The organism is Marinobacter flavimaris (assembly GCF_045057155.1).
GTDB classification, from domain to species: domain Bacteria; phylum Pseudomonadota; class Gammaproteobacteria; order Pseudomonadales; family Oleiphilaceae; genus Marinobacter; species Marinobacter manganoxydans.
In genome coordinates, this window is the sequence record NZ_CP171359.1 from 256,364 (window position 1) to 269,122 (window position 12,759).

General features: G+C 57.3%; 10 protein-coding genes. 7 read left to right on the top strand and 3 right to left on the bottom strand.

Annotated elements, in window-relative coordinates:
- Window positions 1-18: 18 nt before the first annotated feature.
- Window positions 19-2,004, bottom strand: a complete 1,986-nt coding sequence (locus tag ACGK9W_RS01360; RefSeq protein ID WP_008176131.1) for an HDOD domain-containing protein — start codon at window positions 2,002-2,004, stop codon at window positions 19-21.
- Between the two features lie 207 nt (window positions 2,005-2,211).
- Between ACGK9W_RS01360 and ACGK9W_RS01365 the strand changes: the two genes are divergently transcribed.
- From ACGK9W_RS01365 to ACGK9W_RS01380, 4 genes are all read left to right on the top strand, one after another.
- Complete coding sequence (locus ACGK9W_RS01365; protein ID WP_092030381.1) at window positions 2,212-3,537, top strand: AAA family ATPase; 1,326 nt, start codon at window positions 2,212-2,214, stop codon at window positions 3,535-3,537.
- A 222-nt stretch (window positions 3,538-3,759) separates the two neighbouring features.
- Window positions 3,760-5,295 carry a fatty acyl-CoA reductase gene (locus tag ACGK9W_RS01370; protein WP_092030262.1) on the top strand — a complete coding sequence of 512 codons (1,536 nt, stop codon included), beginning with the start codon at window positions 3,760-3,762 and terminating at the stop codon, window positions 5,293-5,295.
- A 306-nt stretch (window positions 5,296-5,601) separates the two neighbouring features.
- A complete protein-coding gene (gene acs / locus ACGK9W_RS01375) occupies window positions 5,602-7,551 on the top strand; it encodes an acetate--CoA ligase (RefSeq protein ID WP_053114647.1) in 1,950 nt (649 codons plus the stop codon).
- Between the two features lie 44 nt (window positions 7,552-7,595).
- On the top strand, window positions 7,596-8,261 hold the full coding sequence (locus ACGK9W_RS01380) for a response regulator transcription factor (RefSeq protein WP_008176124.1): 666 nt from the start codon (window positions 7,596-7,598) through the stop codon (window positions 8,259-8,261).
- 75 nt (window positions 8,262-8,336) lie between these two features.
- On the opposite strand, the gene ACGK9W_RS01385 is transcribed toward ACGK9W_RS01380, so the two are convergent.
- Window positions 8,337-9,320 (bottom strand): D-2-hydroxyacid dehydrogenase, encoded by a 984-nt coding sequence (locus ACGK9W_RS01385; protein ID WP_169702130.1) that lies wholly within the window; start codon window positions 9,318-9,320, stop codon window positions 8,337-8,339.
- A 239-nt stretch (window positions 9,321-9,559) separates the two neighbouring features.
- On the opposite strand from ACGK9W_RS01385, the gene ACGK9W_RS01390 reads away from it, so the two are divergent.
- Genes ACGK9W_RS01390 through ACGK9W_RS01400 form a run of 3 tightly spaced genes read left to right on the top strand, consistent with a single transcriptional unit; the run spans window position 9,560 to window position 11,552 of the window.
- Complete coding sequence (locus ACGK9W_RS01390; RefSeq protein ID WP_008176120.1) at window positions 9,560-10,786, top strand: pyridoxal phosphate-dependent aminotransferase; 1,227 nt, start codon at window positions 9,560-9,562, stop codon at window positions 10,784-10,786.
- Between the two features lie 9 nt (window positions 10,787-10,795).
- Window positions 10,796-10,987 carry a CPXCG motif-containing cysteine-rich protein gene (locus ACGK9W_RS01395; RefSeq protein ID WP_008176119.1) on the top strand — a complete coding sequence of 64 codons (192 nt, stop codon included), beginning with the start codon at window positions 10,796-10,798 and terminating at the stop codon, window positions 10,985-10,987.
- Window positions 10,980-11,552 (top strand): DUF1439 domain-containing protein, encoded by a 573-nt coding sequence (locus ACGK9W_RS01400; protein ID WP_053114649.1) that lies wholly within the window; start codon window positions 10,980-10,982, stop codon window positions 11,550-11,552. Before ACGK9W_RS01395 ends, ACGK9W_RS01400 begins: the two co-directional genes overlap by 8 nt.
- A 7-nt stretch (window positions 11,553-11,559) precedes the next feature.
- On the opposite strand, the gene ACGK9W_RS01405 is transcribed toward ACGK9W_RS01400, so the two are convergent.
- Window positions 11,560-12,714, bottom strand: a complete 1,155-nt coding sequence (locus tag ACGK9W_RS01405) for an isocitrate/isopropylmalate dehydrogenase family protein (protein ID WP_053114650.1) — start codon at window positions 12,712-12,714, stop codon at window positions 11,560-11,562.
- Window positions 12,715-12,759: the final 45 nt, after the last annotated feature.

Consider the following 12,759-nt stretch of genomic DNA (forward strand, 5'->3'; position numbering starts at 1 on the left):
GTGTCCGTTGTTTCTGCGTCAGTCGGTCTCATTCTTTTTGTGGCTGGCCGCTGGAAGCAGAATCCTGAAGGTGGTCCCTTCCTGCCCCGTGCGACAAGCAATGATGCCCTCCATGTCATCAACGAGCTGTTTCACAATGCTCAGGCCCAAACCGCTGTGGCCCTCTCCCTTTGTGGTTTTCACCGGTGAAAACAGGGCGTCCCTGACCTCACCGGGTATTCCTCTGCCTGTGTCCGAGATTTCCAGCTCAACCCAGGTTCGGTGGTTCTGCCACACTGGCGAAGACGTCCGTATTTCAACCGTGCCGCCATCATCCGCCAGGCTTTCCGCCGCATTTCGAACCAGATTGATCACAATCTGCCGAATCCTCGTGGGGCCAGCCGCAACCCGCGTTGGCTCGCTGCAAAGCGATAACCGAAGGCTGCGGCTATCTGAGCTGAACAGACTATCTTCAAGGATACGAGCCAGACTTTCCAGTTCGGCATTGAGCTCAACCCCGTCATCGCCCTGATCCACGGAGTCAGTATGGCTCATTTGCAGTAAAAGATTGCCCGCCCGATCCAGCTCATCCCGGATTACGTCCAGCTCCTGCTGGACACCAGCATCTTCAAGCCTGCCTCGCAGCTGGTAAATATACTGTCGGATTATGGTCAGTGGGTTGCTGACTTCGTGAACCTGTTTACGCAGCCGGTCGCGGGCGATCTCCTGATCCAGGCCCTCTGTACTGGCTTCGGCATCGGTTTGGGCCGGCACCCGGTCTGCCAGTACCGATGCCAACTGAGCCGTGAAGATATCGGCCAGTTCCAGGGTTGTTGGCAGATGCTCGTTGTCTGTGCCCAGGGCGAAGACACCAGGGCAGTCCCCGCCATTGTTAACCGGTACGGCAAGTATGGAGGGCGTATGGAGCAGTGACAGCAACTGTCGGTCGAGTACTGTTGGGGATCGATCACCAAGGCTGACTGGCAGGCCAGAAATAAAGGCTTCCGTAAGGACGCTGCCGCCGGGCTTGGCGGTGACCGCCAGGTCAGGGATGTCGCCAATGGTCCCGGACAGGAGCACAAGGTTTTCGCCTGTGTGCCCAAAGCACAGCGCCGGCAAGCCGGTGATCAGCGTGAGGCTGTTGACCGTCTCGGCGAGAATGTCCTCGGTTTCTCCGGTCAGATCGGCAAGGTTGATCGCCTGGTTTGCCATGGCCTGGCGCAGAATTGTCTGTTTCAGCTGTCGCGAGGCGCTCTCGCCGCAGTAATTCTCATCCAGAGGAATCCCCAGCGATGCAGCCATACCCGAGACTTCGTGGCCGATGCGGCGATTTATCTCCCGGGTCAGTTCCTCGTTCAGCCCGAATACCGTGCCTGCCGCTGCAATGCCGGCGGCATCGGAGAGTGCCAGTCGGGTGGCCAGGCTGATCAGCTTCACCAGATGTCCGGCATCCCGTAGCTCCGACGGTAGTGCCTGCTGGTAGCGCATGGCATCGGCGGCCATTGGCCCCAGCCCCCAGGAGGCAACGAGTTCCGCTGCGATGTCGGACTGATGATCAAGATAGTGTTGCTTCGCCTCGGTGGCTGGCGTTTTAATAGCGATCAGCTCGCCAATGTTGTGAAGCATGCCCAACATGAAGGCTTCGTCAGGCTCCGGATAACGGGTCAGCGTTGCCAGGGCCCGGGCGGTCAACGCGGTGGTCAGCGAGTGTCGCCAGAAATCTCTGAGTTGTTGCCATTCGTCACCGCCCAGCTCGAATAGCAGTTGGCGCAGTGCTGCGGTCAGGACCAGCGTGTGAAAACGTCGGGTGCCGAGTCTCAGGAGTGCCTGGTCGACGGAGCGGATCGGAGTAGAAGGGCCGTACAGGGCGGAGTTGGCCAGTGCCAGGATACGAGCTACCAGTGCGGTATCGGCAGACACAATTTCGCTGATTTTCCGGTAGCTCTCGTCCTGATGGCAAGCCTCGAGCGCCCGCAAGGTGACTTCCGGAAGACTCGGTAGCTGTAGATCAGGCGCAATGTGCATAGGCTTACCTGCCGTGGGGCGAATCAATTCATTAACTGACGAAGCGTTCATTCTTATTGTCGGAAAAGAGCTTAGACAATAATCCGTCGTTATTAAATACTTATTGCTCTTTTTTTAAGCAATATATTATCTGATTCGTGATGTGTGTAGAATTTTTACAGGTTAAAATACAGAAAACCGAAAAATCAGGGACCTAGATTGCCGGTGATGAACGCCAGAGAACCTGTCAAGCACAATCCGAACCAACCTCGCACCATCGCCATAACGGGTGGCAAGGGTGGGGTGGGCAAGACCTCGGTCGCCCTGAATCTTGCGCTCACCCTCGCAAGGCAGGATAACCGCGTTCTGTTGCTGGATGGCGACACCGATCTGGCCAACGTCAGCATTATGGTTGGCCTTTATCCGAGAAAAACCCTTGCCAATGTGATGGCCGGAGAGTGTCGTCTTGAGGACATCATCTTGAAGACCGACTACGGCCTGCATATTGTTCCGGGGGCCTCCGGCGTGCAGGAATGCATGGATATGGGGCCAACGGAGAGCCTTCGCATACTCCGGGCACTGTATAACCTGGAAAACCGCTACGATTACGTCATTACCGACACGGCTGCCGGGCTTCAGGCTGCCGGGCTGCATATGATTGCCGCGACAGAGCTGGCCTGCATGGTGGTGACCCCGGACCCCGCGTCCCTTACCGACGCCTTTTCGCTGATCAAGGTTCTCCGGCGCAGGGGCTATAACCGGATTCCGAGCATTCTGGTGAATATGGCCCAGGGCGCCAGTCAGGCACGGTCCGTGTTCCAGCGCCTGGACGCCGCTGCCCAGCGCCACCTGGGAATCTCGCTCCACTATATGGGTGGTATCTGGCGGGACGAGACCCTTCGGCAGTCGGTTCTCAACCAGAAGCCGGTCGCGCTTCTGCCTGTTTCAGACCCTTCCTGCCGCCAGTTTCATACCCTCGCGGATATGCTTGATGTGCGGCTGTCCCAGTTGCCGAGACGAAAGGCTGGTATTGCAGCCTACTGGCACAAGGTGTCCAAACGAGGATCCGAGAGCCCGCTCAAAACAGTTACCAAGCCGGAGCCCGAAACCGAAAGTGAGGCTGATACCCTGAAAGATCGGTGCCTGCAGGCCGTGGGTGAGATTGAGTCTGTTTTTAATGCGGGGCCGATCGATCCTATGCTGCGTTATGAAGCATTTACCCGTCTTTTTGCACTGCTGGGGAGCACGCTGGACAGTGATGCCGTCGAGATTGTGCAAACCGGTCTCGGGTCGTTCCAGTGGGAGAGTCTCAGCCCCGAGCGAAAGAATCATCTGGCCATTCATCTTCGCGAGCTGGCGGACCAGATTTCACCCCTCGAACATAAAGCGGAGCCTGCCGAGCCGCCCCAATCCGTCCTCCGCGAGCCGTTTTACGATCGCATCAGCTTTGGTGAGCAGGATCGTCTGGTGCGCATACTGAAGGAACAGCCTGCAGATATCTCGCTGGATCAGCTCTTGCGATCTCTCTCCGGCAATGACCAAAGCAGCTCCTGATAGGCAGAAAAACCTACCTTCTTTTCCGTCATTTTTTTTACACTTTTTGTAGCGTAAGTTTGCTGTGTGTCACCGCTCTGTCACCAAAGTTGTGCAAGGATTGAGCACAAATCTGAATCGTGGCCCGCAATATGCAGCACATCTGTCGAATCTGATTCGCAAACTTTCCTCTGGTTGGCGGGTATGCGGCGACAACGAATTGAAATGAGAAGGAGTTCTCCCATGGCAACACAGCAGCTGAATCCCGAGGCGTCATCAAAAGTACTTGAGCGGCTCCGGGGCAAGCACGTTCTGATTACCGGCACCACGGGCTTTCTCGGCAAGGTGGTTCTGGAAAAGCTCATTCGCGCCGTTCCGGACATAGGCGGCATTCATCTGCTGATCCGTGGAAACAAACGTCACCCCGATGCGCGGGATCGTTTTTTTGAGGAGATCGCCACGTCGTCAGTCTTCGATCGTCTTCGCCAGGACGACAACGAGGCTTTCGAAACTTTTATTGAAGATCGTGTGCATTGCGTAACCGGGGAAGTGACCGAGCCTTTGTTTGGTCTGTCCGCTGACCGTTTCCGAAAGCTGGCTGGCGGCATCGATGTGGTTGTCAACTCCGCAGCCAGTGTGAACTTCCGGGAAGAGCTCGATAAAGCGCTTGCCATCAATACCCGTTGCCTCGACAACGTGGCCGAGCTTGCGCGACAGAACAAGTCGCTGGCGGTGCTGCAGGTTTCCACCTGCTATGTAAACGGCATGAATTCCGGACAGATCACGGAGACCGTGATCAAGCCGGCAGGTGAGGCCATACCCCGGAGCACTGAAGGTTACTATGAGATCGAAGAACTTGTCCGGCTGCTGGAGGACAAGATAGCGGACGTGCGTTCCCGATACTCCGGCAAGGCACTGGAAAAGAAGCTGGTGGACCTTGGCATCCGTGAAGCCAACCATTATGGCTGGAGTGATACCTATACCTTTACCAAGTGGCTCGGTGAGCAACTCCTGCTCAAGGCCCTGTCCGGGCGGGCACTGACCATTGTGCGCCCATCCATTATTGAAAGTGCACTCGAGGAACCCGCGCCAGGCTGGATTGAAGGCGTGAAGGTGGCGGATGCCATTATCCTTGCGTATGCCCGCGAGAAGGTTACGCTCTTCCCTGGCAAACGCGCTGGGGTCATCGATGTTATTCCCGTGGATCTGGTGGCCAATGCCATCATCCTGGCGGCGGCTGAAGCCGTTGCTGATTCGCCACGTCACCGGATTTACCAGTGTTGCAGTGGCAGCTCCAACCCGGTTTCCCTTGGGCAGTTTATTGACCACCTTATGGCGGAATCCAAAGCCAACTTCGCCGAATACGATCAGCTGTTCTACCGACAGCCGACCAAACCCTTCATTGCAGTCAATCGCAGACTTTTCGATGCCGTCGTAGGTGGGGTGCGCATTCCACTGAGCATTACCGGGAAGGTTCTGCGCATGCTGGGCCAGAATCGCGAGTTGAAAGTGCTCCGGAATCTGGACACGACACGCTCGCTGGCGACCATTTTCGGTTTCTACACCGCGCCAGACTATATCTTCAGGAATGATGATCTGCTGGCCCTGGCATCGAGGATGGGTGAGCTGGACAAGGTGCTGTTCCCGGTAGATGCCCGCCAGATTGACTGGTCGGTCTATCTGCGCAAGATCCACCTGGCAGGCCTGAACCGATACGCCCTCAAGGAGCGCAAGGTTTACAGCCTGCGCTCTGCCAAGGCCCGAAAAAAGGCAGCGTGAACCCAGGAGCCCGGTCGCAACGACCGGGCTTTTTTATGCGTGGTCGTTTCCTTCCCGGGTTTGCCATCGGCTCCAATCCAACTATCCTTTAAAAAGCTTCTCGTTCGGCGCAATTTACCGTTGTTTTCTTGCGGGTTACCGACCTTTTTGGGCTAAAAGTTCAGGCGGATTAGGACGTTAGTCTAATTCATTGTGTAGTGGCTAGCATGGTGAACTACCACTATCCGTCTAAAGGGCCGGAGAGGCCTCAACGTCTGAATTCCAAAACCGACAATGACAACAGACTCTGACTAAAGGGGGAGCACAATGACTGGTAAACAGGTATATCCGGTAAGCCCGGAAGTGGCCAAACAGGCCCTTCTGAACCGGGAACAGTATGAAGAAATGTATCGTCAGTCAGTCGAAGACCCGGATACCTTCTGGGGTGAGCACGGCAAGCGCCTTGAGTGGATCAAGCCTTACACCAAGGTGAAAAACACGACCTACGATTACAACAATCTGTCCATCAAATGGTTCGAAGATGGCCAGTTGAATGCCTCAGCCAACTGCCTGGACCGTCATTTGGAAAAGCGCGGCGACCAGACAGCCATCATCTTTGAAGGCGATGATCCCGCCGATTCACGCAACGTGACCTATCGCGAACTGCACGAGGAAACCAGCAAGTTCGCCAACGTCCTTAAAGGTCTGGGCGTGAAGAAGGGTGATGTTGTCACCATTTACATGCCGATGATTGTTGAGACAGCCGTCGCCATGCTGGCCTGCGCACGTATCGGCGCGATTCACTCCGTGGTGTTCGGCGGTTTTTCTCCGGAAGCGCTTGGTGCCCGGATTGTGAACGGCAAATCCCGCTTCGTAGTCACCGCTGACGAAGGCGTTCGTGGCGGCCGCAAGATTCCGCTGAAGAAGAACGTGGACGCGGCCCTGAAGAATGAAGATGCCGCCAATGTCGAGAAGGTGGTGGTTGTTACCCGGACCGGCAATTCCGAAGTGCCCTGGAATGACGCCCGCGACGAGCGTTACGAAGACCTGATGAAGTCCGCCTCTGCCGACTGCCAGCCAGAGCCGATGAACGCCGAAGATCCGCTGTTCATGCTGTATACCTCGGGTTCCACTGGTGCGCCCAAGGGCGTTCTGCATACCACCGGTGGCTACATGGTCTATGCCTCCATGACCCACGAGTACGTGTTCGATTATCATGAAGGCGACGTGTACTGGTGTACTGCCGATTTCGGCTGGGTCACAGGCCACAGCTATATCCTGTACGGCCCGCTGGCTAACGGTGCCATCACCGTTCTGTTCGAGGGTGTGCCCAACTATCCGGACAGTTCTCGTATGGGGCAGGTTGTCGACAAGCACAAGGTCAACATCCTGTACACCGCTCCGACCGCAATTCGTGCCCTGATGGCGGAAGGCGAGTCCTGCATGAACGGCACTACCCGTGAAAGCCTGAAACTGCTGGGCTCCGTGGGCGAGCCGATCAACCCCGAAGCCTGGGAGTGGTACCACCGGGTTATCGGCAACAGCAAGTGCCCCATCGTGGATACCTGGTGGCAGACTGAAACCGGTGGCATCCTGATTTCCCCGCTGCCGGGCGCGATTGATCTGAAACCCGGCTCAGCCACGGTGCCGTTCTTCGGTGTTCAGCCGGCACTGGTAGACAATGACGGCAACATCCTTGAGGGCAAGACCGAGGGTAACCTCGTCATCCTGGACAGCTGGCCGGGCCAGATGCGGACGATCTATGGGGATCACGAGCGTTTCGCTCAGACCTATTTCAGCACTTACAAGGGCATGTACTTTACCGGTGACGGCGCCCGTCGCGATGAAGACGGGTACTACTGGATCACAGGTCGTGTCGACGATGTTCTGAACGTGTCAGGTCACCGTCTGGGTACCGCCGAAGTCGAAAGCGCCCTGGTTTCCCACGAGAAGGTCGCAGAAGCTGCCGTTGTTGGCTATCCGCATGACATCAAGGGTCAGGGCATCTATGTCTATGTAACACTGGTACATGGACAGGAACCTTCTGACGAGTTGAAGAAAGAGCTTGTCCAGTGGGTGCGCAAGGAGATTGGCCCCATCGCCTCTCCAGATGTGATCCAGTGGGCACCTGGACTGCCTAAAACGCGTTCTGGCAAGATTATGCGGCGTATTTTGCGTAAGATTGCCGCTAACGAGCACGACCAGTTGGGTGATACCTCTACGCTGGCAGATCCGGGTGTAGTCGATGACCTGATCAGCGGTCGTGCGAACCAGTAACGCCTGTGTGTTACCAGGCCATGTACCTGTAAGGAATCTGTTGAATGGCACAAACAATTATCGTCGCTGATGATCACCCGCTGTTTCGCGCAGCATTGAAGCAGGCGGTCAGTCAGGCGGTGCCCGATGCCGAGACGGTGGAAGTCGACAGCATCAAGGCACTGCAGGCGGCGGTAGAGTCGCACCCGGATGCGGATCTGGTTCTGCTGGATCTCAATATGCCGGGTGCCCACGGCTTCTCGGGGCTCGTCTTCATGCGAGGCCAGTACCCGGGGCTGCCGGTGGTGGTTGTGTCAGGATCCGAGGAATTGCAGGTAATGCGTCGCTCGATTGACTACGGTGCTTCCGGTTTCATACCGAAGTCGGCGCCGCTGCCAACCATTACCGAGGCGATTCAGGCGGTTTTGGAAGGCGACGTCTGGTTGCCGCAGGGAGTGGCCGACAAGATCGAGCGAATGCATTCAGATGCCACCGACTTTTCCGAGAAGCTGGCATCGCTGACGCCTCAACAGTTCCGGGTGCTGGGTATGCTGGCCGAGGGGCTTCTGAACAAACAGATCGCCTATGATCTGGATGTGTCGGAAGCCACCATCAAGGCCCATATCACGGCGGTGTTCCGGAAGCTTGGGGTGCGGAACCGCACTCAGGCGGTGATTGCGATCCAGCAGATGGAGATTGATCCATCGGATCAGTCCTTGTCTGGTAGCTGATTGGTTTTGATGGTTCGAATATAAAACGGGAGCCTTTTGGCTCCCGTTTTGTTTTTGGATGAGTGCCGGGCACGGTTATTTGCTGCCAGCGTAACCCAATTCCTTGTCGACCAAATTGAACAGCTCGTCACCCTTGTGCCAGCGGTCGAAGTTCTCCAGGAACTGATCCGTCAGTGCACGTTTCCAGCCGATGAAGTCGCCGGCCATATGGGCGGTCATGGTGACATTCTCCATGTCCCAGAGCGGATGATCTTCCGCCAGCGGTTCCTCTTCGAAGACATCGAGTCCTGCGCCGGCAATTTCGCCATTTTCGAGGGCCGTGATCAGGTCATCGGTTTTGACGATCGGGCCACGTCCAATGTTGATCAGACGGGCGGAATTTTTCATGGCCTTGAAGGCTTTTTCGTCAAACAGGCCTTCGGTCTGGGGTGTTAGTGGCGCCGCAATCACTACAAAGTCCGCATGCCCGAGCTGCTCGTAAAGATCGTCATTGCCGTGTACCGCCACAAAATCGGGGTCCTCCTTCCTGGGCTTGCGGGCGATGCCGTGTGCTTTTAAACCGGCAGCGCCGACCAGGCGGCCGATCTGCCGGCCGATCGAGCCTGCGCCAACAACCAGAACCTGCTTGCCCTCTGCCCGCTCTGTGTCCCGATGTTTCCACTGGTGCTTCATCTGCAGCCGGATGGAATTCGGGAAATCCTTGGCGAACATGAGGATGGTGCACAGCACGTATTCGGCAATGGTACGGTCGAAAATGCCCCGCGCGTTGGTGACGGTTACATCGCCCCTGATCAGATCCGGGAACATCAGGGCATCGACGCCGGCACTTGTGGCGTGAATCCATTGGAGCTTGTCTGCGGTGTGCCAGGCGGCCGCGAGGGCCTCCGTGCGAAAGTCCGTCACCATCATGATATCGGTGCCCGGCAGGGTGTCGCGAAGGGTGGGCTCGTCACAGGCAAAGCGCACATCGGCGCGGGCCCTGACTGCGTCCATTCCCGGCGGTTCCTGCTCTCCCGGCGCGGTGAGAACGGTAACAACAGGTTTGCTGTGCTGAGTCATTGAGCCTCCGCCTTTTTGATGAATGACTTCGTTGAACTGGTCGTTGCCCCGAGGGGTAATAACAGTCTGGTCGGCAGGCTCTGTCGGGTCAACTTGCGAGGCACCGGAATTTCCGCTCACAGCGTTGATGGCGGTACTTTCACGTACATCATCTATATGATTTTTTGTCTTGTAGAGGCCATCCATACTGACTAACCTGCAGGGGTAGATCTTATTTGCCCCGTTTGCAGGAGGTGTTTATGGCAGAAGCCGCCAACAAAGAAACTGGTCAGGAAAAACCGCGTAGAGTGAAGTACCGGAAAACCAAGGCCAGTTGGAACCCTGCCATGCAGGCGATCCCGGTGCCGGGTATCCGTCGCATGGTGAATATGGCGGCCACCATGAAGGATGTTATTCATCTTTCCATCGGTCAGCCTGATCTGCCGACCCCAAAGCACGTCATCGATGCCTACATCGATGCGCTCAACGCGGGGCAGACCGGCTATACCATGGATGCCGGCCTGCCTGAATTGCTGGTTGCCCTGCGCGACTACTACGGCAAGCGCTACAACCGGAAACTGACCCGGGACAATATCCTGATCACCAGCGGCGCTACAGAAGCCATGTACCTGGCTATTTCAGCCACCTCTGCGCCCGGGCGGCAGTTTATCGTGACGGACCCGTCGTTTTTGCTCTATGCGCCCCTGATTCGCATGAACGGTGGTGAAGTAAAGTTTGTGCAGACCCGGGCAGAGAATAACCACCAGCTGGATCCGGATGAGGTCATCAAGGCCATGGGGCCCAGGACTTATGCGCTGATCCTGAACAACCCCAACAACCCGACCGGGGCGGTTTACCCGCGTAGCACCGTGGAGACCATCCTGGAGGAATGTGCCTATCGGGGAATTCAGGTGTATGCCGATGAAGTCTACGACCACCTGATCTTTGATGACGAAGACTTCGCCAGCGTGCTGAACTGCTCGATGGATCTGGACAACATCATGTGCATCAGCAGTTTTTCAAAAACCTACAGCATGGCAGGTCTGCGGGTTGGCTGGGTGATTGCCAGTCAGGCGGCCATCAAGTCTCTGCGTCGCTTCCACATGTTCACCACCTCCGTGGCTAACACGCCGTCCCAGTTTGCCGGCGTCGCTGCACTGACCGGTGACCAGCAGTGCGTTCGCGATATGGTAGATATCTACCGTGAGCGCCGGGACAAGGTGGTCGAGCTGGTCGATCAGACCCCCTACATGACCGGTTATAAGCCTGGCGGTGCCTTCTTTGCTTTCCCTGACCTTCCACCTCATGTCGATGGCTCTGATCTGGCCTTGCGAATGCTGAAGGAAACCGGCGTCTGCATGGTGCCCGGTGACGCCTTTGGCGAGGGATGCACCAACGCCGTTCGGATCAGTTTCTCCACGACCTGCGAGAAGCTGGAAGAGGCGTTCGATCGCGTCATCCCCTGGATGGCCAAGCAACAGTTCTGAGGTGATGCCATGTCCGCCCTGGATTCGGTACTGATTCAGTGCCCGTACTGCTGGGAGACGCTGGATGTCAGCGTCGACCCGTCGGTACCGGAACAGGAGTATGTCGAGGATTGCCAGGTCTGCTGCAGACCCATCTTGATACACGTGGTTTTTGACGACACTCTTACGCCTCATGTCGAGGCCCGGGCCGAAAATGAATAGAACGCCGATTTACGCCCTCCGTGCGCTTCTGGCCCTGCTGCTGGTGCTCGCCAGCGGTTGCGCCAGTCTGTCGCCCTATTCCATCTCCGAAGGCGAGCTGGAACGGCACCTTCAGGATGTGGTTCGCGACTTCGACCGCAACCAGCTGAATAGTGGTTCGCCATTGAGTCTGAGTCTCGACGACGCCGACATTACCCTTGGGCCAGATGGTCGCGATGTGGCGGTGATCGATGTGAGAGGTCAGGTGGCACTGAATGCGCTGATGACGAAGCTGCCCGTGGACATTGCCTTGAAGGTCGAAGGGGCGCCGGTTTACGACAGCACCGAGAAAGCCATCTTCATACGGCGGTTGCAGCTTCTTGAAAGCAGTATTGACTCTCCGTTCTTCAAAGGGGATTTGAAGCCTGTAACCGATACGGTCATGCGGCTGGTTGCCCAGATGCTGGAGACCATGCCGGTGTACCGACTGGACGAAACCGACTTCGCCCAGCGTATGTTCGGTATGATGCCGGTAGATGTGCGGGTAGCGCCTGGCCGGCTCGAATTTGTCATGGCCGACCAGTAACCCTGATCTATCGGGACAGCCGCTCGCAGATTGCAGAGCCGATCTCGTGGGTGCCTCGTCGGCTGCCCGAGTTTTCGGCAAGGTCTGCAGCCACTGCATCGAACAGCTCCTTGCCAGCTGCGGCAATGGCAGGGTCCTTGCGGCCCAGCCACTCGAGCATGCGGGCGGCGGTAAAGAGCATGGCGGTGGGGTCAGCCAGGCCCTGGCCGGCAATATCCGGTGCGCTGCCATGGGTAGGTTCGAACATGGACGGCATATCCGGATCCGTCGGGTTCAGGTTGCAGGAGGGTGCCACGCCCATGCCACCTGACAGAACCGCAGCTAGGTCGGTAAGAATGTCCCCCTGGAGGTTGCTCGCGACGACCACGTCAAAGGCCCAGGGGCTTTGCACGAACTTCATGCAGGCCGCGTCCACCAGCTCATGATGCGTGGCCACGTCCGGGTAGTCCTTGCTTATCTCCTCGAACGCTTCGGTGTACATGTCGCCCCAGTAGCGCAAGGCATTGCGCTTGGTGACCAGGCACACCTGGCTTTCACAGGTTCTGCCATCCAGGGTCCTGAATGTCCGTGTGCGACCCTCCGAAACCCGGTCTGCGGCGCGGTTTCGGGCCTGTTCAAACCCATAGCGGATGATCCGGTCGGTTGCCTTGCGTGTGAACACCTCCATCTGGGTGGCCACTTCATCCGGCGTGCCCTTGCGCAGACGTCCACCCTGGCTGACGTACTCACCCTCGGAGTTTTCCCGAATCACCAGCATGTCGATGTCCTTGGCGCGCTCATCGGCCAGGTACTGGCGGGCACCGGGCAGAAGCCGGGCCGGACGTTCGCAGACCCACTGGTCGAACCCTTTGCGCATGTCCAGCAGTGGCGCCAGTGAGATGCTGTCTGGAAGCAGGTATCGGTCCGGATCGTCCATAGGGCCCGGATCGCCAAGGGCACCCAGAAGGATGGCATCGTACTTCTGTAACTGCGCCAGGGCATCCGCGGGCATGGATTCGCCATGCTCCTCGTGCCAGGCGTGGGATGGCCAGGGGAATCGAGTCCACTCAAGGTCCAGGCCGTGTTTGGCGCGCAGGGTCTCGAGGCAGCGCACAGCCTCGGCAACCACTTCAGGACCTATGCCGTCGCCCGGGGTTACAGCGATGCGGGTAGTTTGGGCCATTAGGGAAACTCCTTTTGTGGACAGACACGTATAAACGACAAACCC